Raw genomic sequence first — 26,883 nt, 5'->3', positions numbered from 1 at the left:
GACTCCTCCAAACCATCCCCCCTTCCCGCCTCGGATGACCACTCGTGCGGGGAGATTCGCCCCCGGTCGCCGCACGTCCCCTTACCGCCCTCGAACCGTCCACGTGGACGCTGGAGGTTGACTTTTGCCGTTCCCGCACGCATCCCTGATCGCCGCCGCACCCGATCCCACTCCCGAACCGCTCCTCACCCCCGTCGCGCCGGCCCCCGGCCAGGGATCCGCGGGAACCACGGATGTCCCCCTCCCCGCCCAGCCCGGGACCACCGTGTCGGGCGGATTCCTGCCCGACTGGTCAGTGGGCGAGTGGCTCGGCTACAGCGGGATCATCGTCCTGGCGCTCGCCCTGACGATCGTCGCCACGACGACGTTGTGGTGGATGCTGCACGCGTGGCGTTCCGCCGACGACCTGCGGGCCACGCAGTTCAGCTCCACACCCCGCCCCGCGCGGCACCGGTTCACCCTCCTGGTCCCGGGTCGCCACGAGGAGGAGGTGATGGGACAGACGCTCGACCGGCTCGCCCAGCAGGACCACCCCGACTTCGAGATCATCGCGATCGTCGGTCATGACGACCCCGGCACGGAACTGGTCGTGCGCCAGGCCGCCGCTCGGCATCCCGCGCTCATCAAGGTCGTCGTCGACGACAGCGTGCCCAAGAACAAACCGAAAGCGCTCAATCGTGCCCTGCAGATCGCCACGGGTGACGTCGTGGGCGTGTTCGACGCCGAGGACGAGGTGCACCCCGGGCTCCTGACTGTCGTCGACTCGAAGTTCCAGGAGACCGGCGCCGATGTCGTGCAGGGCGGCGTGCAGCTGATGAACTTCGAGACCAGCTGGTGGTCGCTGCGCAATGTCCTGGAGTACTACTTCTGGTTCCGCTCGCGCCTGCACTTCCATGCGCGCTCGAAATTCATCCCCCTCGGCGGGAACACCGTGTTCGTCACTCGCGACCGGCTCGAATGGTCGCACGGCTGGGACGACCAGTGCTTGGCCGAGGACTGCGAACTGGGCGTGCGCCTGTCGAGCGACGGCGCCAAGGTCGTCGTCGCCTACAACCCGGAGTACGTCACCCGCGAGGAGACCCCGCCGACGCTGAAGTCGCTGTACAAGCAGCGCACCCGGTGGAACCAGGGCTTCCTGCAGGTGCTCGGCAAGGGCGAGTGGAAGGCGCTGCCGACGCTCCGGCAGCGCCTGTACGCCCGGTATCTGCTCAACATGCCGTTCCTGCAGGCCGCGACGGGGCTTCTCATCCCCATCTCCCTCGCGTTCATCCTGTTGGTGAAGGTTCCCACCCCGGTGGCGCTCATCACCTTCCTTCCTCTGGTGCCCACCGTCATCACCCTCGTGGCGGAAGCGGCGGGACTCACCGAGTTCGGCCGCGTGTACGGCAAGAAGGTGCGCGTGCGCGATTACGTGCGCCTCGTCCTCGGGCTCGTGCCCTACCAGGTGTTCCTCGCCGCGGCCGCCGTGCGTTCCGTCGTGCGGCAGCTGCGCGGTGACGGCAGCTGGGAGAAGACCGAGCACACCGGCGCCCACCGCGAGGGCGCCCCCACCCCCGGATCCGGCGAGCGCGTGCTCGTCGCAGCCGCGACGGAGGCGACGCGATGACCTCGACACTCGACCGTTCTGCGCAGGCCCCCCTGCGCACCGACCGGGCCGTCCCGCATGCGCGTCGACGCGTTCCGGCCTGGCGATCGCGCCTCGGCGACGCCCTCTGGCTGTTGCCGCCCCTGCTCCTGGGACTCCTCGTCAACGGCGCGAACCTCGGCGGCTCGCCCCAGCGCATCGACGACGAGGGGACCTACGCCGCGCAGGCGTGGAGCATCGGCAATCTGGGCGAGCTCACGCACTACACCTACTGGTACGACCATCCCCCGCTCGGCTGGATCCAGATCGCCGCGTGGGCCGGTCTCACCGACGCATGGAACCGATACGACGTGGCCGTGATCGCCGCTCGCGAGGCGATGCTCGTCGCCAGCGCGATCGCGGCGGTGCTGCTGTGGTTCCTCGTGCGGCGCATCGGCTTCGCACGCCTCACGGCCTCGGTGGCGGTCGCCCTCTTCCTGCTGTCGCCGCTCGCTGTGCAGTTCCACCGCCAGGTGTACCTCGACAACATCGCGACGGCGTGGCTGCTCGCCGCCCTGCTGCTCGCCATGAGCCGACGCGCCCAGCTCGCCGGCTACATCGGCGCGGCCGCGGCCTTCGGCGTCGCCGTGCTGACCAAGGAGACCTACCTTCTTGCCCTGCCGCTCGTCGCGTGGTTCATGTGGCGTGGAGCGGACCGCACGACGCGGCGGTACACGCTGTCGGTCGCTGCCGCCGTCCTGGGGTTGATCGGACTGACCTACGTCGCCCTCGCCGCGGTCAAGGGCGAGGTCATGCCCGCAGCGGGTCGCGTGAGCCTGTGGGACGGCCTCGCCTTCCAGCTCGCGTCGCGCGAGGGGAGCGGCTCGCTGTTCGATCCCGAGAGCCTCATGGCACGCACCGTGGGGCTGTGGTGGCAGCTCGACGCCGTGCTCATCGTGACCGCCCTCGCCGCCGCGGTCGCCGCCCTGCTCGTCCGGCGCCTGCGCCCGTGGGCCGTCACCCTGCTCGCGCTGACGGCGTTCATGTTCCGCGGCGGGTACCTCCCCGTCCCCTACGTGATCATGCTGCTGCCGTTCGCCACGATCGTCGTGGCGGGAATGGGACAGCTCGCGGTGGAGGCGCTCCGCGCGCACGGCGTCCTCCGCCGCCTCGGGGGTGTCGCCGTGGCATCCGGGCTGGTCGTCGCCGTCATCGCCGCGGGTCCCCTATGGGCGGCGCAGTTGCGCGGGTTCCTGCTCGCCGACCTCGACCGGCCGCTCCGGGACGCGGAGTCCTGGATGACCCAGAACGCCCCCGCCGACTCGCGCATGCTCGTCGACGACGCGATGTGGGTCGACCTCGTGCGCGCCGGCTTCGAGCGCGAGAACGTCGTCTGGTACTACAAGGCCGACACCGACTCCGACGTGCAGGAGCTCGCCCCGGACGGGTGGCGCGACTACGACTACGTCATCACCACCGACTCGATGCGCACCTTCCCCACCGAATTCCCGACCGTGCGCCAGGCGATCGAGAACAGCGCGGTCGTCGCCTCGTTCGGCGAGGGTGCCCAGAAGGTCGAGGTGCGCCTGGTCGACTCCGACCAGGCCGCCCTGGCCCAGGCCGCCGACGACGGTCTGTACGCCGCACGGTCGGTCGCCGGCCAGCAGGTGCTGAGGAATCCCGACGTCGGCGTCCCCGCGGAGCAGCAGGACCTGCTCACCTCGGGTGTGGTCGACGGTCGCATCCTGCTCACCCTCGGCCAGCTCTCGGCCTCGGGGCGCGTCGATGTGGCCGACATCACGCAGCTCGAGGGCGACCCCTCCGGCGTGCATCGGCAACTCATCGTCAGTTCCTACGCCGGACAGGACGCTCGGGCGGATGCCGCCGGAGCCGACGCCCTGCTGCGCTTCTACGAATCTCTCACCGGCCCCCTCCGGCCGGTGTCGGTCGAACGCGGCGACGCGGGCGTCGTCATCACCTTCTCGCCCGACGAGCCCGTCGACCTCCTCCCCCGCCCCGCCGACTGATCCCCTTCTCCCCCCACGAAAGGACCATCATGTTCCGCTTCGCCTCACCGACCTCGCCCCGCCGCCGCGTCACGCGGATCGCCGCGGGAGCCACGGCCGCCCTCGTCGCCGCCGGTCTCGCCGCAGCCGTCGCCCCCGCAGCCCACGCGGCCGACTCCGCCCCGGGAGGATGGGCTCGCGTGGCCCACCTCTCGCCCGACACGAAGTCCGTCGACGTCCAGCTGACCGCGCTCGCCGGTGGCGCCGTCGTGTACGAACTCGACGACGTCGCCTACGGCGCGGTCAGTCCCTACATCCCCCTCGCCGACGGCACCTACGTCGTGTCGATGGTCCCCTCCGACGCGGCCGACGGCACCCAGCCCGTCGTGCAGCAGTCGATCGACATCGCCGAGGGCGAGCCCCTCACCGTAGCCGCCTACGGCCGCAACGCCGATCTGAAGACCACCGTCTTCGACGACGACCTCTCCGCGCCCGCGGAGGGCCAGGCACGCGTCCGCGTGGTGCAGGCCTCCACGGTCGAATCCAGCGTCGACGTCGACACCGCCGAAGGACGCGTCATCGCGCGCGACGTGCCGGCCGGCGCCGCGACCGATTACGCCGCCGTCCCCGCGGGTTCGTGGGACCTCGCCCTCACCGGTGCCGACGAGGCCGCCACCTCGGCCGTGGACCTGCCCGCGGGTTCCGTGTCGACGGTGTTCGTGCTCGACGACGCCACGGGGTCGCTGACGGCGCAGGCCATCACCGACTCGGCGACGCTCGCCGACATGCCCGTCGGTGGCATCCACACCGGCGGTGGCGGCACCGCGCCCTCCTCGGCCACGCCCCTCGGTGCGGTGGCGGGCGTCGCCGGCGTGCTCAGTCTGGTCGCCGTGGCCGGCCTCCTGGCCCGTCGCCGGGTGCGGGCGGGCGCGTGAGCATCGCGCGCCGCGCCCTGGCCGGGGCTGCCCTCGCGGCCGCCGTCGTCGTGACGGTGACCGCGTGCGGCGTTCCCGCCGAACCCGACACCTCCGCGGAGGATGCGACCGTCGCCTCGGCGACGGCGTTCCTCGACGCCTATGTCGAGGACGGGCGGGTCGTCCGCACCGACCAGGGCCGTGACACGGTGAGCGAGGGACAGGCCTACGGCATGCTCCTGGCGGTGGCCGCGGGTGATCCGGCGCGCTTCGACCGCATCTGGGACTGGACCACCGCGAACCTCCGACGCGACGACCTCCTCCTCTCGTGGCAATGGAAGGACGGCGGCGTCGTCGACGAGCAACCCGCCTCGGATGCCGATCTGGACGCCGCGCGGGCCCTCGTCCTCGCCGGCGACGCCTTCGGCCGCGACGACCTGCGCGAGCAGGGCGTGGCGCTGGGCGCGGCGGTGCTCGACGAGATGACGGCCGAGACCTCGCTCGGGCGCATCCTGCTCCCGGGTCCGTGGGCCACGGCCTCCCCGCACGCCTACAACCCGTCGTACGCGTCGCCGGCCGCATACGCGGTCCTCGAACAGGCGTCGGGCGATCCCCGGTGGGCGGAGCTGGCCGAGGGCAGTCGCGCCGCGACCGCCGCGCTACTGGACGCCAACGCCCTGCCCACCGACTGGGCCACCGTCGCCGCGGACGGATCCGTGGCGATCGCCGGCTCCGCCGGAGGCGGCGGCGAACCGGGGTACGGCTACGACGCGGCGCGCACGGCGATCCGTTTCGCCGAGTCCTGCGACCCTGCCGATCGCGCCCTGGCCGCACGCGTCTCCTCCGCCCTGCCGGAGGACGAGGCCCTCCCCGCCGAGCTCGACTCCGGCGCGGGGCCGCGCACCACCGATCAGCACCCCGTCGCCTACGCCGCCCGGGCCGCCGCGGCGGCGGCGGACGGACGGTCGGATGACGCTCGCGCCGACCTGGAGCGTATGACCGACACCGCGGCATCCACCCCCACCTACTACGGGTCCGCGTGGAACGCCCTGACCACGGCCATGCTCTCGGGTGACGTGCTGGGCGGCTGCCCGGCACTCACCGACGACGCCGGCGGTGCGGCCGCGCAGAGCACGACCGCGCCGGGAGTCGGTGCCGCGGCGGGGTTCCAGGACCCCGTCGCTCCCTCGTCGGCCAACACAGCGCCGCCGGTGCACATCTCCATCCCCTCCATCGGGGTCAGCAGCGACCTCGTCGGCCTCGACCGCGGCGAGGACGGGTGGATCCAAGCGCCCGCGGACTACGACGCGGTCGGCTGGTACGAGAAGGGCGTGCTGCCGGGCGAGGTGGGCCCGGCGGTGATCGCGGGCCACGTCGACTCCCCCACCGGGCCGGCAGTGTTCATCGACCTCCCCCGACTCGCCCCGGGGGACACCGTGGCGGTCGAGCGCGCGGACGGTTCGACGGCGAATTTCGTCGTCACCGGCCTGCAGACCGTGGAGAAGGACAGCTTCCCGACCGAGTCCATCTACGCCCCCACACCGACGCCGCAGTTGCGGCTCGTCACGTGCGCCGGGGCGTGGGATCCGGCCAGCGGGCACTATGTCGACAATCTCGTCGTGACGGCCGTCGCCGCCTGACGAGCGCTCCCCGCACCGCGGCTCAGCCGACCGGCATCGCCTCGGCGACGGCTTCGTCTTCTTCGGTCGCGACGAGCTGACCGCACGCCCCGTCGATCTCCTTGCCGCGGGTGTCGCGCAGGGTCGTCGGGATGCCGGCGTCGTTCAGACGACGCACGAACTCGTTCTGCACGGGCACCTCGGATGCCGTCCAGATCGACCCCGGAGTCGGGTTCAGCGGGATCGGGTTGACGTGCACCCATCCCCGACCGCGAGCGTTGAGCTTGTCGGCCAGAAGGTCGGCGCGCCAGGCGTGATCGTTCATGTCTTTGATCAGGGCGTACTCGATCGACACGCGGCGCCCGGTCTTGTCGAAGTAGGCGCGGGCGGCATCCAGGGCCTCGTCGACCTTCCAGCGCGAGTTCACCGGGATGAGCTCGTCGCGCAGGCCGTCGTCGGGCGCGTGCAGCGAGAGGGCGAAGGTGACCGGGATGTCCTCGTCGGCGAGCTTCTTGATCGCCGGGACCAGGCCCACGGTCGACACCGTGATGCCGCGCGCGCTCATGCCGAGCCCGTGCTCCTTGTCGACCATCACGCGCACGGCCTGCATGACCCGCGCGTAGTTCGCGAGCGGCTCACCCATGCCCATGAACACGATGTTCGAGACGCGGTCGAGCGAGTGGTCGGAGCTCTTCTTGCCGCCCAGGCCGCCGGCGGCGATGAGCGCGTTGGCGCGCACGATCTGCTCGATGATCTCGGCGGCCGACATGTTACGGGTCAGCCCCGCCTGACCGGTGGCGCAGAACGGGCAGTTCATGCCGCAGCCGGCCTGGCTCGACACGCACAGCGTGATGCGACCGGGGTAGCGCATGAGGACGGATTCCACGAGGGCGCCGTCGTGCAGCTTCCACAGGAACTTGATGGTGTCGCCGCGGTCCGTCTCGAGCCGGCGCACCTCGGTGAGCAGCGGAGGCAGCATGCCCGCCACGAGTTCCTCGCGACCGGATGCCGGCAGGTCGGTCATCGCGGCCGGGTCGGACGTGTAGTGCGTGAAGTAGTGCTTCTCGAGCTGCTTCGCCCGGAAGCCGGGCAGGCCGAGCTCTTTCACCTTGGCGACGCGCTCGTCGGCGGTCAGGTCGGCGAGGTGCACCGGCGGCTTGCCGCGCTTGGGGCTCGCGAATTGCAGGAGCGGCCGGCCGGTGTCGTCCTTCGCCTGCTGCCATCCTTCGGTCGCGGGGCGCACCTGGCGTCCGGTCTTCGGACGGGTCTCGCGGATGCCGGTGTCGGCCGGCGCCCCCGCGGGGCGCACCGGCGGCGTGGTCGTGCGCACGGGGGGCTGATCGGTCATGGTTTCCAGGGTACCGGGGCGCGGCTGCGACGCGGCTGGGCGCGGAGCCGGACACCGGCGCGAACACCGGTTCCCTGCCACGCGACGGATGCCGGGCGCCGACCCCGGTCAGCCCCGGGGGCGACCCCGGTGGACGTACGTCTGCGTCGCTCGAGCGGCGGACGGAAAAGAAGAGCGCGAGGGGCCGATCACCGGAGTCGGGGGGAGACTCCCGACCGACCCCTCGCGCCGTCAGGGTCAGGCGGCGTCGAGATCCCGCTCGAGCAGCGCCCGGAGTTCGTCGGCGACGCGATCGGCCTCGGGCCCGTCGACCTCGAGGGCGACCTCGTCGCCCGTCTTCACACCCAGCTGCAGCAGCGCGAGGATGCTGCGGGCGTCGACGGAGGTGTCGCCGGCGGCGAGGGTCACCGTGTGCTTCGATGCCGCGGCCGCACGGGCGAAGGTGGCGGCCGGGCGGGAATGCAGGCCGGACGGGGAGCCGAAGACGGCGGTGCGCTGTGCCATGGGGAGGGACCTTTCGGGTGTTCAGCTCGACTGTGCGCGAGCGATGTGGAGGGCGAGATAGCCGACCTCCTCGTCGGAGATCGCGACCTGATGCTCGCGGAGCACGAACGCGCGGACGCGCTCGGCCGTGGCGACCGCGCGCGGGTGCTTGGCCGTCATGGTCGCGAACAGCAGGTCGTCGTCCTGCGCCGCGAGCCGGTCGGAGAACAGGCGCTCGGCGAAGAACTGCAGGTGCGTGAGGAATCGGCGCGTGTGCAGGTCGTCGGCATCCAGGGCCACTCCCCCGGAGTGCGTGACGATCGTGGTGATGTCGGAGATGAGGCCGACCACCCGCATCGAATCGACGGCCGGACGACCCACCTCGGAGTTGACGAGGTGGAACGCGATGTTGGCCGCCTCCTCGTCGGGGAGGGCCGCCCCCGTGCGCTCGCGCAGCAGCGCGAGGGCACGCAGGCCGACCTCGTACTCCGCGGGATAGACCGTGCGCACCTCCCACGCGAGCCGGTTCGTGACACGCAGCCCCCGACGCAGCCGTTCCACCGCGAAGTGCAGGTGATCGGTGAGCGTCAGATAGATGTGCGGATCGAGCTGGATGCCACCGTCCTCGGCATCCATCACGATCGAACGGGTCAGTTCGACGAACTCCCCCGGGATCTGGGCCAGCAGCTCGACGAGGTTGCGCTGGTCGGTGTCGTCGAGCGCGACGAACACGCGGTCGGTGTCCTCGGGCGCGACCGTGGCGCCCGGCTTGGCACCGAAGCCGATGCCCTTGCCGAGCAGCACGCGCTCCACGCCGCGCTCGTCCTCGACGAGCACGACGCTGGAGTTCAGCACCTTCTTGATGATCTGCATGGGTGTCTCCGTCGACCCCGGCGGATGCGCCGCGGTGGCGATCACGCCAGGTCGGCCCCGTTCGAGGCGATGACCTTGCGGTACCAGAAGAACGAGTCCTTGCGACGTCGTTCGCCGGTGCCGTTTCCGAGGTCGTCCTGGTCGACGTGGATGAAACCGTACCTCTTGGATATCTGCGACGACGATGCGCTGATGATGTCGATCGGCGCCCAGCTCGCGTACCCCCGCAGGTCGACGCCCTCGTCCACGGCGCGGATCATCTCGGCGAAGTGGGAGCGGAAGTAGTCGATGCGGTACGGATCGTGGATCCGGCCGTCGTCGGTGAGCTCGTCGCGCATGCCCAGGCCGTTCTCGACGATGAACAGCGGCTTGCCGTAGCGGTCGTAGAGGTCGATGAGCGAGATGCGCAGCCCGACCGGGTCGATCTGCCAGCCCCACTCGCTGGACTCCAGGAACGGGTTCTTCACACCGAGCACGGTGTTGCCCGGGGTGCGCTCGGCATCCGGTCGCACCGACTCGGTGAGGGTCATGTAGTAGGAGAAGGAGATGTAGTCGACGGGGTGCGCGCGCAGCAGCTCGACATCGCCCTCTTCGAACGGGATGACGATGCCCTTCGCCTCCAGGGCCTTCAGCGCCAGGCGCGGGTAGGCGCCGCCGGCCTGCACGTCGGTGCACAGGTAGAGCAGGCGCTCCTTGGCCTGGGTGGCGGCGACATCGTCGGGGTGGCAGGTGTTCGGGTAGGTGGTGAGCATGGTGAGCATGCAGCCCATCTCCGACTCCGGCCACAGCTCGTGGAGGATCCTCGTCACCGATGCCGACGCCACGAACTGGTGGTGCAGCGCGGTGTAGCAGGCCTGCTCCAGCGAGCCCTCGACGGTCTCGTCGATGATGCCGCCCGAGGTGAAGGGGTGGCGGATGATCCCGTCGATCTCGTTGAACGACAGCCACAGGTCGACGAGGTGGCCGAACCGCTCGAAGCAGGTGCGCGAGAACCGCTCGAACAGCGCGATCGTGCCGCGGTCCACCCAGGCGTTGTTCTTCAGCGCGAGGGCGAGGGGCGGGTCGTAGTGCGACAGCGTCACCAGCGGTCGGATGCCGAGACGGCGCATCTCCGTGAAGAGATCGAGGTAGAAGGCGATGCCCTCCTCGTTCGGCTCCTGCTCCTCACCGGTGGGGTACAACCGCGACCACGCGATCGAGACGCGCAGCACCGAGAACCCCATCTCGGCGAACAACGCCAGATCCTCGCGGTAGCGGTGGTAGAAGTCGATACCGCGTCGCTTCGGATAGAGCGAGATGTCGTCGTCCGCCATGGCCGCGGCGATGCTGGCGAGGGTGTGCTGGTGGTGCACGGCGTACTCGCGCGGGTCGACGTTCGGGCGGTACTTCGCCACGTCCGACACGGCGGGGCCGCGGCCCCCTTCGTTCCAGCCCCCTTCGGCCTGGTTGGCGGCGAGGGCGCCGCCCCAGAGGAATCCGTCAGGCAATCCCATTCGCGGTCTCCTTCGCGTCGATGGCCAGCAGCGCGTCGCCCGCGGCGACCCGTCCGGTGGCGAGGGGGGCGACGTCGTACGCGTCGCCGTTGAGCACGACGACGGGCGTCGTGATGTCGAGTCCGGCCGCTTCGATCGCGGCGAGGTCGGCGGTGAGCACGCGCTGGCCCGCCTCGACCCGGTCGCCCTGCTCGACGTGGGCGATGAAGGGCGCACCCTCGAGTCGCACGGTGTCCAGGCCCACGTGCACGAGCACCTCGAGGCCGTCGTCGCCGAGGATGCCGAGGGCGTGGCGCGAGGGAAGGAGGCTCGACACGACGCCGCTGATGGGGGCGCGCACCTCGCCGTCCGCGGGACGGATGGCGATCCCGGGTCCGAGGATGCCGCCCGAGAACACCGGGTCGTCGACGGCACCGAGCGCGACGATCTCGCCGGTCATCGGTGCGACCACCCCGCCTGCGGCGTCGGGGGCGGGAACGGACGCGCCGGACTGCTGCTCGAGCAGGCGCACGGTGGCGGAATCGGAGTCCTTCCAGATCACCAGCGAGACGATGAAGGAGGTCACCATCGCGACGAGGGCGCCGATGACGGCGTGCAGCAGGTTCCACGGGTTGGCCATGTCGATGAACATCGAGATGGACGCGGCTCCCGGGCTGACCAGCGCGAAGGCCGAGATCGCGGCGATGCCGAGGTACGCGCCGCCGACGAACGCGCCGATGACGACCGAGACGATCGCGCGACGGTTCTGCAGGGTGACGCCGTACAGGGCAGGCTCCGTGATACCGAAGAAGGCCGAGATCCCCGAGGAGATCGCGGTTCCCCGCAGCGTCTTGTTCTTCGTGCGCACGGCGATCGCGAGGCTCGATCCGGCCTCGGCGAGGTTGTGCGCGAGGGAGGCGACGAGGTAGAAGCTCTCCCGACCCGCGGATGCCATGGTGGCCACCGTCGGCGGGATGAAGGCCTTGTGCATGCCCACCGAGACGATGAACGGCAGGGCTGCGGCCATCAGGGCCACGGCGATCCAGCCGAGCGTGCCGTAGAGCCAGAGCATCGCACCCGTCAGCAGCGTTCCGAGGAAGAAGCCGAGCGGGCCGAGCAGGAAGATCGTGGCGGGGGCGACGACGATGAAGCAGATCAGCGGGACGAGGAACGTGCTGATGACGCTCGGGCTGATGCGGCGCGCGAGACGCTCGACCACCGCCAGCAGCAGCACGGCGAGGATCGGCGGGAAGACCTGAGCGTTGTAGGCGATGGCGGGGACGGTCAGTCCGAAGAGGGCCACACCGCCCTCCTGCGTCAGCAGGCCGGCGAACGTCGGGAAGACGAGCAGACCCACGATGCCCAGGGCGAGCGGGATGTTCGTGTCGAGTTTCTTCGCCGCGGTATAGGTGACGAGCAGCGGCAGGAAGAAGAAGACCGCGTCGGGGATCGCGGTGAGCACCTGATAGGTCTGATCAGTCGTCTGCAGCCAGCCGAGGGCCACCGCGAGGATGAGGAACGACTTGAAGATGCCCGCACCCGCGACGGCGGGGATGATCGGGGTGAACACGCCGACGACGAAGTCCATCGTCACCGCCCCGGCGCGCTTGAGCGTCGGTTTCGGCTTCGCGGCCTCGACCCGCGCACCCGCCCGGGTGCCGGTGCCGCCGCTGCGGAGCTTCTCGATCTCGCGGAAGTAGTCCGCGACGCCCGAGCCCACGATGACCTGGGTCTGCGTGCCGGTGACGACGCCGATGACGCCGGGAGTGGCTTTGAGCGCGGCCTCGTCGGCGCGGCTCTCGTCGGCGAGGGTGAACCGCAGACGGGTCGAGCAGTGGTGGAGCGCCGCGACGTTGGCCGCTCCCCCGACGTGCTCGAGGATCGCGCGGGAGCTGTCCTGGGTGGTCATCGAAGTCCTTCCTTGGTTCGAAGGACACGCGTCGCGGCATCGACTCCGATGCCGCCCGGGCAACAAAAAAGGACCCGAAGGCGGTGCTCTCGCACTGCGTTCGGATCCTGCCTGCATGACCAGTCACATGTCCACCGGCGACTGTACACGATGAGCGATGGATGCCGGACCACCCGGCGCTCCCCCGGGACGGATCGCGATACGGTGACCACGGCAGCGCCCCGCGGTGGCGCACCCCCACGCACCCCTTCCCCCGACCGGATCGGCCCGAGCCGCACGGCCCGCAGTCGATCCTCCCTGGAGCGCACATGACCCGCATCGCCTTCCTCGACGTCGACGGCACGATCCTCGAGCACGGCTCCGTGATCGCCCCCTCGACCGCGACGGCGATCCGCCGCGCGCGCGAGAACGGCCACCTCGTGTGGCTCTCGACCGGGCGGTCGGCGGGCGACATCCATCCCGACGTGCTCGCGATCGGCTTCGACGGAGCCATCACGAACGGGGGCGCCTACGCGATGCGCGACGATGAGCTCATCGTGGAACGCCCGATGCCGCGGAACGACGTCGAGGCCCTCGAACGCTACTTCGAGGCCCACGGCATCCACTACTTCCTCCAGACCCACGGCGGCGTGTATGCCAGCGACGGCATGGGGCCGGTCATGACGGAATACCGACGCGAGCGTCACGCGCAGCGCGCCGCCGAGCTCGAGGCCCAGGGCCTGCCGGCCGAGCAGCCGCTGTGGCGCGAACCGCGCCCCGTGTCGGACGTCGACCGTGACGCGGTCGCGAAGGCCGTGTTCGTCAGCCCCTCGACCGACACCGTCGCCCACGCTGCTGCGGCGCTCGGCGACGGGTTCCACGTCATCCCGGGGTCGATTCCCCTGCCCGGCGGGTCGAACGGCGAGATCGGGCAGGCCGGGGTGACCAAGGGCTCCGCGATCACGTCCGTCCTCGCCCAGCTGGGCCTGTCGGCCGCGGATGCCATCGGAATCGGCGACAGCTGGAACGACGTCGAGATGTTCGAGGTCGTCGGCACGCCGGTCGCGATGGGCAACGCGGTGCCGGAGCTGCAGCGCCTCGCGGGTCGCATCACCACCGCCGTGCTCGACGACGGGGTCCATAACGCGTTCGCCGAGCTCGGCCTGATCTGAGGCCCGCGCGGGTCCCCGAGCCCGTCGAAGGGACCGGCTCCGCAGCCCCGGTCCCCGAGCCCGTCGGAGGGACCAGACTCCGCGTCAGTCCAAGAAGATGTCCGGGTACATCGCCTCATCCGGCGTCCCGGGCACCGCGGCGTAGCCGGAGAAGTCGGTGACCCCGGCGGCGAGAAGCACGTCCTCGACGATGAGCGTCTGCCCGCTCCGCTCGCGCGCCGGCGCGGTCAACACCTCGTACGCGGCATCCGCGTAGATCTCGGGTGTCCTCGACACGCGCATGAGACGGTCCCCGCCGATGACGTTCTGCACGGCGGCGGTCGCGATCGTCGTGCGCGGCCAGAGGGTGTTCGCGGCGATCCCGTCGCCGGCGAACTCGGAGGCGAGGCCCAGCGTCGCCATCGTCATGCCGAACTTCGCGAGGCTGTACCCCGTGTGCGCGCCCAGCCACTTCGCCGAGACGTTCAGGGGCGGCGACAGCGAGAGGATATGCGGGTTCTCGGCCTGCTTCAGCTGCGGGATCGCCGCGCGCGAAAGCAGGAAGGTGCCGCGCACGTTGACGTCCTGCATGAGGTCGTACTTCTTCGTCGCGAGCTCGAGCGAGCCCGAGAGGTCGATCACGCTGGCGTTGTTGACGACGATGTCGATGCCGCCGAACTCCCCCACCGTGCGTATCACGGCTTCGGTGATGGATGCCTCGTCCCGCACGTCGCCGACGATGGGCAGCGCGCGACCGCCCGCCGCGCGGATCGCCTCGGCGGCGGTGTGCACGGTCCCCTCGAGCTTCGGGTGCGGGGTGTCGGTCTTGGCGAGCATCGCGATGTTCGCTCCGTCGCGGGCCGCGCGCAGCGCGATCGCGAGGCCGATGCCGCGGCTGCCGCCCGACATGAGGATGGTCTTTCCGGAGAGCGTCACGAGCGTCCTTTCGCGGAGGCGGCGGCGAACGCGGCGACCCGCGCCCGCGCCTCGGGGGTGTCGAAGGCCGCGCCGATCGTGGCGGCTTCGTCGTCGAGGTTCTCGGCGAACGTCCGCGCCGCGCCCACTCGCACGAGACGCGTCGCCTGCCCGAAGGCGGCGGTCGCGCCGTCGAGCCAGGAGCGGGCGATCTGCTCGACCCGCGACGCGAGGTCGGCGGATGCCACGACCTCGGCGACGAGGCCCCAGTCCTGGGCCTCCGCGGCATCCAGCATCCGGTCCTGCAGCAGCAGCTGCAGCGCGCGGCGCTGCCCGATCGCCGCGGGCAGAAGCGTGGAGACGCCGAGGTCGGGGGTGAGGCCGATGTTGGCGTAGCGGCTGACGAAGCGCGCGTTCTCGCTCGCGACGACGTAATCGGCCGTGAGCATGAGGCCGAGGCCGCCGCCCGCGACGGCGCCCTGCACGGCCGCGACCATCGGCAGCGGCGCCTCGGCGAAGGTGCGGATGCCGTCGTGGATGGCCCGGGCGGTCTCGGTCACCTCGGCGCCGGAGGATCCGCTCGTCGACATCGCGACCACGTCGCCGCCGGCGCAGAACGCGGGGCCGCTGGCATCCAGGATCACCGCCCCGACCGACGCGTCGGAGGTGACCTCGTGCGCGACCTCGCGCCAGCGGCGGGCCATGGGGAAGTCCATCGCGTTCAGCGAGGCGGGGCGGTCGAAGGTGACCCGGGCGAGCCCGCCCTCGACGTGGAGCAGGATGCCGTCGGTCATTTCGGAGCCATCCGGATCGCGCCGTCGAGGCGGATCGTCTCGCCGTTGAGGTAGCCGTTGTCGACGATCGCGAGGACGAGTCGCGCGTACTCGTCGGGGGCGCCGAGGCGCGAGGGGTAGGGCACCTGCTGACCGAGCGAATCCTGCGCGGCCTGCGGCAGCCCCTTCAACATCGGGGTCTCCATGATGCCCGGCGCGATGGTGCACACCCGGATGCCGTGGCGCGCGAGCTCCCGGGCGATCGGCAACGTCATCGCGTGCACGCCGCCCTTGCTCGCCGAGTACGCCGGCTGGCCGATCTGGCCGTCGAACGCGGCGACGCTCGCGGTGCTGACGATGACGCCCCGGTCACCCCCCTCGGTCGGATCGGTCTTCGCCATGACGGCGGAGGCCTGCGCGATGACGTTGTAGGTGCCGAGGAGGTTGACGCGGATGACGCGCTCGAAGTCGGCGAGCGACGAGGGCGCTCCGTCGCGGTCGAGCACCTTCGCGGGAGGGGCGATCCCGGCGCAGTTCACGACCACGCGGAGCGGGCCGGCCTCGGCCGCCCGGGCTGCGGCCGCGGCGATCTGTTCCGGGTCGGTGACATCGGCCGCGGCGAAGGCGCCTTCCAGCTCGTCCGCGATCTCGGCGCCGGACGACGAGGGCAGGTCGACGATGGTGACGTGCGCGCCGGCACCTGCGAGGCGTCGCGCGGTGGCGAGACCCAAGCCCGAGGCACCGCCGGTGACGAGGGCGGAGGCTCCTGAGACATCCATGCGTTCTCCTTCGAAAGCTGAAACCGGGTCCCACCCTAGCCGAGACTCAGGATCGCCTGAGCCCCCACCACCGCCGGCGCTGGACGGTGCCGGTCTGCGTCCGGATCGCCGCGGTCGAGGTGCCGTCGACGAGCAGGATCACGTCTTCGGCCTTCCAGCCGTAGTCGCTCTTCAGGCAGGTGCTGACCGTCGACAGCGGGTCGGGGATCGTCAGCTCCACGCCGCGCGGAACCTCGAGCGCTCGAGGGTCGAGGCCGCGAGCCGCCTGTCGGAGTTGACCGACGAGTTCGTGCACGCGATCCGCGCCGTACGCCGCGACGGCCAGCTCCCAGTCTCCGACGACGACGAGCGAGCCGTTGGGGCACTCGACCTCCTTCTCGTGTGCGTGTGCACCGAAACGCAGGCGGATGACGGCCGCCCCGCACAGAACCACCGCCGCGGCGCCCAGCACCGTCGCCGGGGCGTAGGAGAAGCCCACGAGGTAGACGAGCGAGTCCCATCCCGCGACAGCTCCGACGACGACCCGGACGACGCAGTAGACGGCGAACACCGCCGTCGTCACGGCGATGAGTCGCACCGGCGCGAGCGGGTCGATGTCGGCACGGAACGCGGCGATGGCGCAGGCCCCGCACGCGAGTGCGAGCGCGAGGGCCTTGACGGCGAGCGATCCGGGCAGCGGCACGATCGCGGTGATGATCGCCACGAGCAGCGCCAGGGCGACGACGGCCGCCGAGGTGCGCCGGGCGCTGCGGCCGTCGAGGACGCTCACCGCGACGAGCAGGAGCGACGGCGCGAGCACCATCGCCACGTCCCCCAGGACGAGGCTCAGGATGCCACCGCCCGCCGTGTAGATGAAGTACATCGCGCTCGATCCGACGGCGCACACTCCGGCGACGGCGGCGAAGCGCAGGAAGAGCGTGGTGCGGCCCGGGGTTCCGATGCGCGGCATCGCGACGAAGAACACGACCGTCGCGACGGCCGCGCTCACCGCCACCAATCCCAGCGCGAGCTCCACGTTGCGCACCTCCCCCCTCCTCATTCTGCCTCGCCGCATCGACGGCGTCCGCGACGCGCCGTGCGGGTGCGGCGGCCCGCCATCGGGTCGCCTCGCGGCCACGGCGCGTCCATCCGCGACGAGCGCGAAGCTAGGCTCGACGAGTGAACGCCCCCGCCTTCCACCTCGAGTCCGTCGACGTCGACGACCCTCGTGCCGTGTACCTGCGTGGCATCCTCGACGACGATCTCGACGAGCGGTACCGCGAGGCCGACGCCGACGACACCCCCGAGTTCGCCGCGAAGCGGACCGCCGCGCTGGCCGTGCATCGCGAGCAGATCGTTGCGACACTGCTCGCGATCGACGCCGACGACAGCCCGATCGGCCACGTGATGCTGCGGCGCCTCGGCGACGAGTGGGAACTCAAGCGCCTGATCGTGCGCGACACCGCCCGTCGGCGCGGCGTCGGGAGAGCACTGACCGCCCAGGTCGTCGACCTCGCCCGCCGCGGCGGCGCGTCCCGCGTGATCCTGCAGAGCGGCAGGATGCAACCCGAGTCGCTGCGCATGTACGCCGCGTCGGGCTTCACCCCCATCCCGGTGTACGAGCCCTACGTCGAGACGATGCCGCGCTCGCTGTGCTTCGAGTACGTGTTCTGACCCGCAGACCGTCCGCCCCGCGCGCGTCGAGTGTCCACCACACGCCGCCTCGACTCCGCGGGGCACGGCGTTTCCTGGACACTCGACGGGGCAGGGTCGTTACGTCCCCACCACACGGAACGCCCCCGTCGCCACCGCCACCCCGAGCGCCGCAGCGACGAGCAGCGCCGCTGAACCGACGGCGACGGCATCCCGAGCCGAGAGGGCCGAGGGCCGCGCCCACGTGCGCTCGACGTCGGCGCCGAATCCCCGGGCCTCCATCGCCGTGGCGAGCTTCGTTCCGCGGCGCACCGCGAACACCAGCAGCACGAAGGCCATCGAGAAGAACCGCCGCAGCGCGCCGCGATCGCCCACGCCGCGCGCGCGACGGGCGAGGGCCATCGTTCGCCAGTCGTCGACGAACAGCCCCACCGTGCGCGCTCCCGCGAGCACGCCGAGCACGAAGCGACTCGGCAGTTTCGCCACCTGCGCGAGCGCATCGGCGAGTTCCGTGGGGTCGGTGCGGGCGAAGAGCAGGATCATCGGCAGCGCCAGCACGATCACGCGCAGCAGCACCGCGACGCTGAGGGCGATCGACCCGTCACTCACCGTGGCGAAGAGGAAGGTGGCGTAGACGGTCCCCTCGGGGCGGGCGTAGAGGAGCATGCTGATCGCCGCGACGGGGGCGAACACCAGCACGGGCACGAGCCGCCGGAGCACCAGCGCGTACGACAGTCCGGTCAGCGGTACGCACAGCAGTTCGAGCACGAGGGCGGTACTCGCGCTCACCGCGTCGAGGGTGACCAGCAACGGCACGGCCAGCACCAGCGCGACGAGCACCTTGGCGACCGGGTTCACCCCGTCGAGCCACGCGGACCGCTCCCGCACCGGCACCGTCTCCGCGGCGCGGCTCATGCGGCATCCCCCAGGACGATCCGATGCTGACCGAGGTGGCGCACCACGTCGGCGTCGTGGGTGACGGCGACGACCGTGCGTCCCCGCGAGATCTCCCGCTGCAGCAGCGCGACGAGCTCGGTCCACCCCCGGCGGTCCTGGCCGAACGTCGGCTCGTCGAGCACGATGACCTCGGGAGACGCCGCGAGCACGGTCGCCACCGACAGGCGCCGCTTCTGTCCGCCTGACAGCGTGAAGGGGTTCGCCAGGGCGAGGGATGCCAGATCCAACCGCTCGAGCAGTTCGTCGACGATCGCATCGACCTCGGCCGCCGACCGCTTGAGAGCCCGCGAGGCGACGGCGAGCTCGTCGCGCAGGGTCGAGGCGAGGAACTGGTGCTCCGGTTCCTGGAAGACCGTGCCGATGCGCGTCAGCAGCTCGGTGGACCGCCACCGGGACGGCCGGGAGATCCCGCGCACGGAGAGCGAGGGCGCCGCGATCACTTCCCCGGCGAGTTCCGGCAGCAGTCCCGCGAGGGTGAGGGCGAGCGTCGATTTCCCGACGCCGTTCGGTCCCGTGACCACGGTGCCCGCGCCGGCGGGGATCCCGACCTCGAGCCCGGATGCCACGACGGCGCGCCTCTCGCGCCCGATCGACAGTCCGCGGGCCGAGAGCACGGCATCCCTCCGATCGACCGGCGGCAGGACGGGGAGGTCGACCGGGCGCCCCGGTACCCACACCCCCGCGGCGGCGAGGGCATCGCCGTGCTCGGCGAAGACGCGGTCGGGCGGGCCGTCGGCCAGCACGCCGCCGCCCGGGGCGAGCACCACCACGCGCGTCATGAGGTCCGCCCACACGGCGGTGCGGTGCTCGATGAGCACGAGGGTCGTCCCCTCGCTCTCGACCACCCGCTCGACGGCGGTGCGCACCTCGGCGACGCCCACCGGATCGAGGTTGGCCGTGGGCTCGTCGAGCAGCAGCAGCCCCGGGCGCATCGCGAGCACGCCGGCCAGGGCGAGACGCTGCTTCTGCCCGCCCGAGAGCGCCTTGGTCGGGCGGTCGAGGGGAACGGCGAGCCCGACGGATGCCACGGCCTCGGCGACCCGCGCCCGGATCTCGGCCGCGGGCACACCCAGGTTCTCGCAGCCGAAGGCGACGTCGTCACCGACCTTCGACAGGACGATGCCCGACTCGGGGTCCTGCAGGACGAGGCCGATGCGGCCGCGCTGGGCCTCGGGCGCCTGTCCGTCGACGACGATGCGACCGGTCGCCTCACCCTCGTCGCTGCCGCCGAGGAGCCCCGCGAGGCCGGCGAGGAGAGTCGACTTGCCGGCGCCCGAGGCACCAAGCAGCAGCACCCGCTCCCCCGGTTCGATGCGCAGGTCGACCCCGCGCGTCGCGGGCAGCCGGCGACCGGCGTAGCGCCAGCCCCACCCCTCGACGTCGACGCGTGCGGGATGCGCCATCAGACGTCGCGGCGTGCTTCCCGCCCCGCGGCGAATCGGCTCAGGGCGCCCGTGGCGGCGAGCGCGCGCACGAGGAACCAGCCCACCACGCCCGCCAGCACGGCGCCCGAAACCACGAGCGTGCCGAGGTAGATGAGGTTGAACTCGAGCGACTTGACGATGTTCGGCGTCAGGAACAGCTCCAGCACCCACGCGCCGATCCCCGCGCCGGCGCCGGCGAGCATCGCGACCGGGAGCGTGAAGCGCAGGTAGAGGAAGGCGAGGAAGATCAGCTCCGCGCCGAGGCCCTGCGCGAGACCCGAGAAGATCGTGGTGATGCCCCAGACGTTGCCGATGAGGGCCGAGACGATCGCCGCGATCAGCTCGACGAGCAGCGCGGCACCGGGCTTGCGGATGATGAGGCCACCGACCACGCCGCCGAGGAGCCAGATGCCCACGGCGATCCCGCCGAGGCCGGGGGTCACGGCATCCATGGCTCCGAACCAGATCCCGCCGACGGTGTTCCACCCCCAGAAGACGAGGCCGATCGCGACGCCCAGGACGGCGGCGACGACGATGTCGACGACGCGCCAGCGGAAGCGGTTCCCGGCGAACGCGGCTGAAGCGGGGGCCGTGCGGGCAGACGTGGACGTGTGCATGTGATCTCCTCCCTGCGCCGGCATGATCCGGATCAGGTTCGACGGTCGAAGCGTGGATTCGCTTCCTCTCAGCCCGGCTCACCGGACTCCCGTGGTTGTGCTGAAGAGTATAGACAGGCGGCCGGGGTAGCGTGGGCGGGTGCACGAGCAGACCCCGGCCGCGAGGCGCGCGCAGCGCGACCCGGCCGAGTCGTCGCTCGAGAGCCCGACGGATGCCGAGAGCCCGGCGGGCGCCGACGTCACGGACGCTCCGGCGAGCGGTGACGCCGCGACCACCTCGGTACCCGCACCGGCGCCGTCCGTTCCGGGAGCCGACCCGGCGCCGTCAGTCCCGGGAGTCGCCCTGGCGCCGGACGCGCCGGCGACCATGCCCGCCCCTGCGCCGACGGCTGCTGCTCCGACGTCCGCTGACGCCCCCGTCCTGCTCGGAGCCCTGTCGTGGGTCGATCCGGGCGAGGCGTCGGCGCCGCGTCCGTCGCCGACCTTCATCGTGTCGGGCGCGACGAGTCGACAGGCCGACCTGCTCTCCGGCGCGCGTCGCCGACGACTCCGGCCCGCCACGGTCGTGCCCCCGGTGCTGCTCGTGCTCATGCTCGCCGCGTACGTCGCCACAACCCTGCTGTGGCCGCTGAACGCCGTGCAGCCCACGACCCGCGCGGTCGCGGTCGAGCCCGCGGCGGCGCCCGCGGCGCAGCCGGCGTGGCCCGCCGACGGAGAGGCGGCGATCGCGATCGACGGCGTGCCCGGCACCCTGTCATCGGCGGCGAGCGCGCCCGAGTCGATCGCGAGCATCACGAAGGTGGTCACCGCGCTCGTGGTGCTCGACCGCCTGCCCCTGGCACCCGGCGAGCAGGGCAAGACGTACGCCTTCACCCAGGCCGACAGCGCCGACTACTGGCAGTACCGCGCCCGCGGCGAATCCTCCCTCGACGTGCCCGTCGACGGAAGCCTCACGCAGCTGCAGATGCTGCAGGGCATGCTGATCGCCTCGGCGAACAACTACGCCCAGCGCCTGGCATCCGATCTCTTCGGTACGGATGCCGCGTTCTCGGCCGCCGCGAACACCTACCTCACCGAGCGGGGCATCGACGGCATCACGATCGTCAACCCCACGGGCATCGAAGCGGGGAACGCCGCGACGCCCGCGGCCCTCATCGCGCTCGCCGAACGGGCCCTGGCCAACCCCGTGATCGCGGAGATCGTGCGCACTCCGGAGTTGACCCTCCCGGGTGCGGGCACCTTCAAGAACGGCAATGCGCTCCTGGGCGATCCCGGCGTGGTGGGGGTCAAGACCGGCACCCTCGATGCGTGGAACCTCCTGACCGCGAAAGACATCACGGTCGCCGGGACGACGGTCCGGGCTTACGCGGCGGTGCTCGGCCAGCCCGGACCCGACACGCGCAACCAGGCCACTCGCGACCTCTTCACGCGCCTCGAGGAGGAGCTGCAGCCGAGCCCGTCCGTGACCGCGGGAACCGTCGTCGGCAAGGTCGAGACGCTCTGGAGCGACGACATCGATCTGGTCACCGCCGACGACGCGACCGTGGTGCTGTGGAACGGCGCCAGCGCGCAGACCTCCACGCGCTTCGATCTCGGCGAAGCACGCGACGAGGGCGAGACGGTCGGGGCCTTCACGGCGACCGGGCCGGTCGACGCGTCCACCGTCGACGTGCGACTCGCGGCGGAGATCGAGCCGCCGAGCCCGTGGTGGCGTCTGACCCACCCGCTCGACCTGTTCGGGGTGAACGACTGACCCATGCAGTTCTCCGTGGATGCCGAATCGCCCACCCCGCCGTACGAGCAGGTGCGGGCGCAGGTGATCGCCGCGATCGATGACGGTTCCCTCGTCGCGGGGACGCGCCTGCCGCCGGTCCGCACCCTCGCCGCCGAGCTGGGCCTCGCCGCCAACACCGTCGCCCGGGCGTACCGCGAGCTCGAGGAGGCCGGGTACGTCGAGACCCGCGGTCGCGCCGGCACGATCGTCCGCGGCGGCGACGCGGCGGCGACGCGCGCCGCTCAGGCGGCGAAGACGTACGCCGATACGGTCCGGAGTCTGGGCGTCTCGCCGACGGACGCGGTGGCTCTGGTGCGCGCGGCCCTCGGCGCGGGGTGAGGGAGCGGGGTTTCGGCGCGGCGATGGGGTGGTCGGCGGTTGCGCATCCGGGCGGCGCTCGGTGGGCGACGGAGCCGTCGCCGGTCGCGTGAGGAGCGGCGATGCCACGGTCGGGAGCCCGGTGGGCGGTCCGTCCGGGCTGCGATGCGGTAGACGGCCGAGGAAGCCGGGCAGCGAGCCCTCCTCCCCAACCCAGCGCTCGAGCGATCTATCCACAGAAGAGCCTCTTGACCTGGGGTAATGTCGGAGGTCCCCGGTAGCATGCACACATGCACGATGAGACCTCCCTCTCGACCTCGGACGGGCCGGCGCGGCCCCTGTCCGCGGTGCTCGACGAGGTCGTGCGAGCAGGAAAGAGCCTGGCGGCCGCCGAAGTCGCCCGCACCCGCGCCCTCGCCGAAGCCGGGCACCTCGCCCTCGACGTGATGGCCGGCCAGCGCGCCTCGTCGCGTGCGGCCGAGTTGGCGCTGCGCGAGATCGCGTCGGAACTCGCCGCGGCCGAGAGCCTCTCCGATCGGTCGCTCCAGCGTCAGATCATCCGCGCGATGACCCTGGTCGACGACTATCCCGCGACCCTCGCCGCATGGGAGGCGGGCCTTCTCCGTCGCACCCACGCGCACGTCATCGCCGACATCGGCGGCGAGATCCCGCCCGACACGCGCAACAAGCTCGACAGGCTCGCCGTCGCGCTTGCACCCGGGCTCAGCCCCGGCCGACTCCGCTCCCGCCTGGCCGTGCTGGCGGAGCAGCTTCACTCCACAACCCTCACCGAACGTCACGCGCGCGGGCGAGAGACCCGCGGCGTACGCGTCGTCACGGGGGCCGACGGCATGTCCGATCTCATCGCCACCCTTCCCACGGTCCTCGCCGTCGGCATCCACGACCGACTGACTCAGCAGGCCCGCACCGTCATCGATCATCGCGATGCGGGTACCGCCCCCGTGCCGACCGCTCTCGCCGACGAGCGCACCACCGCGCAGCTGCGCGCCGACATCCTCGCCGATCTCCTCCTCACGGCGGCCCCCGAGGCCGACCCCACCCGCGGGGATGACGGCCCGGGAACCCTCGGCGCCATTCGCGCGCGCGTGCAGGTGGTGGTGCCCGCACTCAGCATCCTCGACCCCGGCACCGAGAACGCCGATCCTGCTCACTTGGTCGGGCACGGACCCGTCGACGCGCACACCGCCCGCACGCTCGCGGAGTCCACAGCCACCCCGTGGGACCGCGTCCTCACCCACCCCGTCACCGGCGCCGTGCTCCACACGGACACATATCACCGCACGTCTGCGATCGACCGCAACCTCCGGGCGCGTGACCGGCACTGCCGGTGGCCCGGCTGCATCGTGCCCGCCGTCCGCTGCGAGGTCGACCACACCGTCGACCATGCTCTGGGCGGCCCCACCGCCGTCGCCAATCTCGCCCATCTGTGCCAGCGCCATCACACGCAGAAACAGTTCACGCGCTGGAAAGTTCGACAACTCCCCGGCGGAGTCCTCGAGTGGACCTCGCCGACCGGCCGTACGTACACCGACGAACCGTTGCCCTATTCCCCCGCGGTCCGTTTCCTTCCCGACGACCTCGCGCCACCCGATCCGGATGAGGCTCCCGCGCCGTTCTGATCTTTGCGAGACCGTCCACCAACCCCTCACGAACCCTCGGGGAAGTGAGCGCGCCCGGGACAGCCGGACTCGCGCTCGCCCTCGCACACGCATCACGCGTCCGCCTTGGCCCCCATGCGCACACGCGACGCCGCGCTCCCCGGGACTTCCGGCGACGGATGCCCGCGAGCATCCCCTCACCCTGCCGCTCGCCCCGGGGATCGGCACCCCCTGTGCTAGCGTCGCCCGCAGTGACACGGGGTGCCCGCCAGGGCTGAGAACACACCCGTCGAACCTGATCTAGTTCGTACTAGCGAAGGGATGTCGCGAATGGTCGTTCGCACGTCGTCGTCTCCGTCCACCCCCGCGGGGCCCGCCCCCGCCGAAAGCCTCGAGGCCCTCCGTCGGGCCGCTCCGCTGACGCAGTGCATCACGAACGCGGTGGTGACGAACTTCACCGCCAATGCACTGCTCGCCCTCGGCGCCGCCCCCGCCATGTGCGACATCCCCGGCGAGGCGGGTCTGTTCGCGGGCGTCGCGGGCGGAGTGCTGGTGAACCTCGGCACCCCGACCGCCGAGCAGCGGGATGCCGCCCGCGAGGCCGTGGGCGCCGGCACCCCGTGGGTGCTCGACCCCGTCGCCGTCGGCGCCCTGCCGGTCCGCACCGCCCTCGCCCGTGAGCTGCTCGCCGCACGGCCGGCGATCATCCGCGGCAACGCCTCCGAGATCCTCGCCCTCGCCGGATCGGGAGCGGGCGGCCGCGGCGTCGACGCGACCGACTCGCCCGACGACGCCCTCGAAGCCGCCCGAGCCCTGGCGCGGGAGACGGGAGCGACCGTCGCCGTGTCGGGAGAGGTCGACCTCATCGTGGATGCCGAGCGCACAGTGCGCGTGATCGGCGGCAGTGTCCTGCTCACCCGGGTCACCGGCGGCGGCTGCGCCCTCGGCGCGGCGATGGCGGCCCTCTCGGCGGTGACCGCACCGTTCGATGCGGCGATCGCCGCGAGCGCGGTCTGGGCGATCGCGTCGGAGCGGGCGGCATCCGTCTCCCGCGGTCCGGGGTCGTTCGCCGTCGCCTTCCTCGACGAGCTGGCCGCGCTCGAGCCGTCCGACCTGCGATCGGTCGGCATCGAGACGGAACGAGCCGACACCGTCGAGACAGGGGTCCGACGATGACCCGCGACCTCTCGCTGCACCTCGTCACCGATCATCGCGTGCCCTTCGCCCGACTGCGCGACATCGTCGATGCTGCGGTCACCGCGGGGGTGACCGTCGTGCAGCTGCGCGACAAGATCGCCACGGGCGGCGAGCTGTTCGCGCGCGCCCTCGACCTGGCCGATGTCGTCGCCGGGCGGTGCGCGTTCGTGGTCGACGACCGCCTCGACGTCGTGCTCGCCGCCCGCGACCGCGGGGCGCGGGTCGACGGCATCCATCTGGGGCAGAGCGACCTGCCGGTCGACGCCGCCCGCGCGCTGCTCGGCCCCGACGCCCTCATCGGGTGGACCGCGAACACGCCCGCCCATCTCGCGGCCGCCGCCGCGCTCCCCGCCGACACCGTGGACTACCTCGGCGTCGGGGTCATCCGCGCCACCGCCACCAAACCCGACCACCCGCGCCCGCTCGGCGTCGACGGGTTCGCCGCGCTCGCGGCATCCACTCCCCTGCCCTGCGTGGCGATCGGCGGGATCGGCGTCGACGACGTCGCCGCTCTGCGGGGCGCGGGGGCGGCCGGCGTGGCCGTCGTGTCGGCGGTAAGCGGCGCCGACGATCCCGGCGCGGTCGTCCGCGACCTCCGCGATGAGTGGGAGGCGGGAGCGTGAGCCCGCGCGTCCTGAGCATCGCCGGCACCGACCCGACGGGCGGCGCCGGCGTGCAGGCCGACCTCAAGTCGATCGCCGCCTTCGGCGGCTACGGCATGGCCGCGGTCACGGCGCTCGTGGCGCAGAACACCCGAGGCGTGCGCGAGGTGCACGTGCCGCCCACCGCGTTCCTCGACGCGCAGCTGCGCGCGGTCAGCGACGACGTCGAGATCGACGCGGTCAAGATCGGCATGCTCGGCTCCGTCGAGGTCGCGGCGACCGTCGAGGGCTGGCTCGCCGAGGTGCAGCCGCCGATCGTCGTGCTCGACCCGGTCATGGTCGCCACCAGCGGCGACCGCCTGCTCGACCCCGACGCCGAAGAAGCCGTGCGCGCCCTCTGCCACCGAGCGCACCTCGTCACCCCCAACCTCCCCGAGCTCGCCGTGCTCGTGGGGGAGCCGCGCGCCGCGTCCTGGGACGCCGCCGTCGCTCAGGCGCAGCTTCTCGCCGAGCGCTCCCGCACGACCGTCCTGCTCAAGGGCGGCCACCTCGACGGAGAGCAGAGCCCGGATGCCATCATCGACGGCTCGGGCGTGCATCCGGTCGCCGGACCCCGCGTCGACACCCGGCACACCCACGGCACCGGCTGCTCGCTGTCGTCGGCCATGGCCACCCTCGCCGCCCACGGCCTGTCGTGGCCGGACGCCCTGACCCGCGCGAAGCGCTGGCTGACCGGCGCGCTCGAGCACGCCGAGGCGCTGCACGTCGGCCACGGCAACGGCCCGATCGACCACCTGCACGAGCTGCGCCCGCACATCGACCTCGGCCGGTCGTGGAGCGCCGAGCGGTGGGATGCCACGGCCCGAATCCGCGCCGACGTCGACGCCTGCGCCTTCGTACGGGGCCTGGCATCCGGCACCCTCGATCGCGCGGCGTTCGCCTGATACCTCGGCCAGGA

The 26,883-nt window shown here is 72.0% G+C and carries 24 protein-coding genes and 2 riboswitches; of the genes, 12 read left to right on the top strand and 12 right to left on the bottom strand.

Annotation, left to right across the window (positions count from 1 at the left end; translation table 11 throughout):
• Nucleotides 1–124 precede the first annotated feature (124 nt).
• Genes RWH45_RS08125 through RWH45_RS08110 form a run of 4 tightly spaced genes read left to right on the top strand, consistent with a single transcriptional unit; the run spans nucleotide 125 to nucleotide 6,124 of the window.
• On the top strand, nucleotides 125–1,606 hold the full coding sequence (locus RWH45_RS08125) for a glycosyltransferase family 2 protein (RefSeq protein WP_315994366.1): 1,482 nt from the start codon (nucleotides 125–127) through the stop codon (nucleotides 1,604–1,606).
• Nucleotides 1,603–3,591 (top strand): ArnT family glycosyltransferase, encoded by a 1,989-nt coding sequence (locus RWH45_RS08120; RefSeq protein WP_315994365.1) that lies wholly within the window; start codon nucleotides 1,603–1,605, stop codon nucleotides 3,589–3,591. The genes RWH45_RS08125 and RWH45_RS08120 overlap by 4 nt, the downstream gene beginning before the upstream one ends.
• Nucleotides 3,592–3,620: 29 nt before the next feature.
• Nucleotides 3,621–4,505, top strand: a complete 885-nt coding sequence (locus tag RWH45_RS08115) for a DUF4397 domain-containing protein (protein ID WP_315994364.1) — start codon at nucleotides 3,621–3,623, stop codon at nucleotides 4,503–4,505.
• Nucleotides 4,502–6,124, top strand: a complete 1,623-nt coding sequence (locus tag RWH45_RS08110) for a class F sortase (protein WP_315994363.1) — start codon at nucleotides 4,502–4,504, stop codon at nucleotides 6,122–6,124. The genes RWH45_RS08115 and RWH45_RS08110 overlap by 4 nt, the downstream gene beginning before the upstream one ends.
• 22 nt (nucleotides 6,125–6,146) lie before the next feature.
• Here RWH45_RS08110 and rlmN read toward each other — a convergent pair whose 3' ends face one another.
• The 5 genes from rlmN to RWH45_RS08085 all read right to left on the bottom strand — a co-directional run bounded on the left by rlmN (nucleotide 6,147) and on the right by RWH45_RS08085 (nucleotide 12,188).
• On the bottom strand, nucleotides 6,147–7,451 hold the full coding sequence (rlmN, locus tag RWH45_RS08105; protein WP_315994362.1) for a dual-specificity RNA methyltransferase RlmN: 1,305 nt from the start codon (nucleotides 7,449–7,451) through the stop codon (nucleotides 6,147–6,149).
• A gap of 237 nt (nucleotides 7,452–7,688) precedes the next feature.
• Nucleotides 7,689–7,955: an HPr family phosphocarrier protein gene (locus RWH45_RS08100; RefSeq protein ID WP_315994361.1), complete on the bottom strand. Its 267-nt coding sequence runs from the start codon at nucleotides 7,953–7,955 to the stop codon at nucleotides 7,689–7,691.
• Between the two features lie 21 nt (nucleotides 7,956–7,976).
• Nucleotides 7,977–8,807 carry a PRD domain-containing protein gene (locus tag RWH45_RS08095; protein ID WP_315994360.1) on the bottom strand — a complete coding sequence of 277 codons (831 nt, stop codon included), beginning with the start codon at nucleotides 8,805–8,807 and terminating at the stop codon, nucleotides 7,977–7,979.
• Between the two features lie 41 nt (nucleotides 8,808–8,848).
• Nucleotides 8,849–10,300, bottom strand: coding sequence for a family 1 glycosylhydrolase (locus RWH45_RS08090; RefSeq protein WP_315994359.1), 1,452 nt, complete (start codon nucleotides 10,298–10,300; stop codon nucleotides 8,849–8,851).
• Nucleotides 10,287–12,188, bottom strand: coding sequence for a beta-glucoside-specific PTS transporter subunit IIABC (locus RWH45_RS08085; protein WP_315994358.1), 1,902 nt, complete (start codon nucleotides 12,186–12,188; stop codon nucleotides 10,287–10,289). The genes RWH45_RS08090 and RWH45_RS08085 overlap by 14 nt, the downstream gene beginning before the upstream one ends.
• Before the next feature lie 308 nt (nucleotides 12,189–12,496).
• Here RWH45_RS08085 and RWH45_RS08080 point away from each other — a divergent pair, with 308 nt between their 5' ends.
• Nucleotides 12,497–13,339 carry a Cof-type HAD-IIB family hydrolase gene (locus tag RWH45_RS08080; RefSeq protein ID WP_315994357.1) on the top strand — a complete coding sequence of 281 codons (843 nt, stop codon included), beginning with the start codon at nucleotides 12,497–12,499 and terminating at the stop codon, nucleotides 13,337–13,339.
• A gap of 84 nt (nucleotides 13,340–13,423) precedes the next feature.
• Here RWH45_RS08080 and RWH45_RS08075 read toward each other — a convergent pair whose 3' ends face one another.
• From RWH45_RS08075 to RWH45_RS08060, 4 genes are read right to left on the bottom strand one after another with little or no spacing between them, the layout of a single operon-like run.
• The gene (locus RWH45_RS08075) at nucleotides 13,424–14,254 is read right to left on the bottom strand and encodes an SDR family oxidoreductase (RefSeq protein ID WP_315994356.1); all 831 of its coding nucleotides are present in this window, start codon (nucleotides 14,252–14,254) and stop codon (nucleotides 13,424–13,426) included.
• Complete coding sequence (locus RWH45_RS08070; protein WP_315994355.1) at nucleotides 14,251–15,027, bottom strand: enoyl-CoA hydratase/isomerase family protein; 777 nt, start codon at nucleotides 15,025–15,027, stop codon at nucleotides 14,251–14,253. Before RWH45_RS08070 ends, RWH45_RS08075 begins: the two co-directional genes overlap by 4 nt.
• Nucleotides 15,024–15,785 (bottom strand): SDR family NAD(P)-dependent oxidoreductase, encoded by a 762-nt coding sequence (locus RWH45_RS08065; protein WP_315994354.1) that lies wholly within the window; start codon nucleotides 15,783–15,785, stop codon nucleotides 15,024–15,026. The genes RWH45_RS08070 and RWH45_RS08065 overlap by 4 nt, the downstream gene beginning before the upstream one ends.
• A gap of 46 nt (nucleotides 15,786–15,831) precedes the next feature.
• The gene (locus RWH45_RS08060; protein WP_315994353.1) at nucleotides 15,832–16,800 is read right to left on the bottom strand and encodes a hypothetical protein; all 969 of its coding nucleotides are present in this window, start codon (nucleotides 16,798–16,800) and stop codon (nucleotides 15,832–15,834) included.
• A 143-nt stretch (nucleotides 16,801–16,943) separates the two neighbouring features.
• Between RWH45_RS08060 and RWH45_RS08055 the strand changes: the two genes are divergently transcribed.
• A complete protein-coding gene (locus RWH45_RS08055; RefSeq protein WP_315994352.1) occupies nucleotides 16,944–17,438 on the top strand; it encodes a GNAT family N-acetyltransferase in 495 nt (164 codons plus the stop codon).
• A 99-nt stretch (nucleotides 17,439–17,537) separates the two neighbouring features.
• Here RWH45_RS08055 and RWH45_RS08050 read toward each other — a convergent pair whose 3' ends face one another.
• The 3 genes from RWH45_RS08050 to RWH45_RS08040 all read right to left on the bottom strand — a co-directional run bounded on the left by RWH45_RS08050 (nucleotide 17,538) and on the right by RWH45_RS08040 (nucleotide 20,415).
• Nucleotides 17,538–18,332, bottom strand: coding sequence for an energy-coupling factor transporter transmembrane component T family protein (locus RWH45_RS08050; RefSeq protein WP_315994351.1), 795 nt, complete (start codon nucleotides 18,330–18,332; stop codon nucleotides 17,538–17,540).
• Nucleotides 18,329–19,777 carry an ABC transporter ATP-binding protein gene (locus tag RWH45_RS08045; protein ID WP_315994350.1) on the bottom strand — a complete coding sequence of 483 codons (1,449 nt, stop codon included), beginning with the start codon at nucleotides 19,775–19,777 and terminating at the stop codon, nucleotides 18,329–18,331. Before RWH45_RS08045 ends, RWH45_RS08050 begins: the two co-directional genes overlap by 4 nt.
• Entirely contained in the window at nucleotides 19,777–20,415 is a 639-nt protein-coding gene (locus tag RWH45_RS08040) for an ECF transporter S component (protein WP_315994349.1), read from the bottom strand. Before RWH45_RS08040 ends, RWH45_RS08045 begins: the two co-directional genes overlap by 1 nt.
• Nucleotides 20,408–20,518, bottom strand: a riboswitch (TPP riboswitch). (Overlaps the previous gene by 8 nt.)
• 36 nt (nucleotides 20,519–20,554) lie before the next feature.
• Between RWH45_RS08040 and RWH45_RS08035 the strand changes: the two genes are divergently transcribed.
• From RWH45_RS08035 to thiD, 6 genes are all read left to right on the top strand, one after another.
• The gene (locus tag RWH45_RS08035) at nucleotides 20,555–22,168 is read left to right on the top strand and encodes a D-alanyl-D-alanine carboxypeptidase family protein (RefSeq protein WP_315994348.1); all 1,614 of its coding nucleotides are present in this window, start codon (nucleotides 20,555–20,557) and stop codon (nucleotides 22,166–22,168) included.
• A gap of 3 nt (nucleotides 22,169–22,171) precedes the next feature.
• A complete protein-coding gene (locus RWH45_RS08030) occupies nucleotides 22,172–22,528 on the top strand; it encodes a GntR family transcriptional regulator (RefSeq protein WP_315994347.1) in 357 nt (118 codons plus the stop codon).
• A gap of 269 nt (nucleotides 22,529–22,797) precedes the next feature.
• Nucleotides 22,798–24,147, top strand: coding sequence for an HNH endonuclease (locus RWH45_RS08025; protein WP_315994346.1), 1,350 nt, complete (start codon nucleotides 22,798–22,800; stop codon nucleotides 24,145–24,147).
• Between the two features lie 226 nt (nucleotides 24,148–24,373).
• Nucleotides 24,374–24,465: riboswitch (TPP riboswitch) on the top strand.
• The gene (gene thiM, locus RWH45_RS08020) at nucleotides 24,457–25,302 is read left to right on the top strand and encodes a hydroxyethylthiazole kinase (protein WP_315994345.1); all 846 of its coding nucleotides are present in this window, start codon (nucleotides 24,457–24,459) and stop codon (nucleotides 25,300–25,302) included. It overlaps the preceding riboswitch by 9 nt.
• The gene (gene thiE / locus RWH45_RS08015; protein ID WP_315994344.1) at nucleotides 25,299–25,946 is read left to right on the top strand and encodes a thiamine phosphate synthase; all 648 of its coding nucleotides are present in this window, start codon (nucleotides 25,299–25,301) and stop codon (nucleotides 25,944–25,946) included. The genes thiM and thiE overlap by 4 nt, the downstream gene beginning before the upstream one ends.
• Nucleotides 25,943–26,869 carry a bifunctional hydroxymethylpyrimidine kinase/phosphomethylpyrimidine kinase gene (gene thiD, locus RWH45_RS08010; protein WP_315994343.1) on the top strand — a complete coding sequence of 309 codons (927 nt, stop codon included), beginning with the start codon at nucleotides 25,943–25,945 and terminating at the stop codon, nucleotides 26,867–26,869. Before thiE ends, thiD begins: the two co-directional genes overlap by 4 nt.
• Nucleotides 26,870–26,883: the final 14 nt, after the last annotated feature.

Source organism: Microbacterium galbum (genome assembly GCF_032464915.1).
Taxonomy (GTDB): Bacteria; Actinomycetota; Actinomycetes; order Actinomycetales; family Microbacteriaceae; genus Microbacterium; species Microbacterium galbum.
The sequence above is the reverse complement of the archived record's forward strand: the minus strand, read 5'-3'. Positions and strand labels throughout refer to the sequence as shown.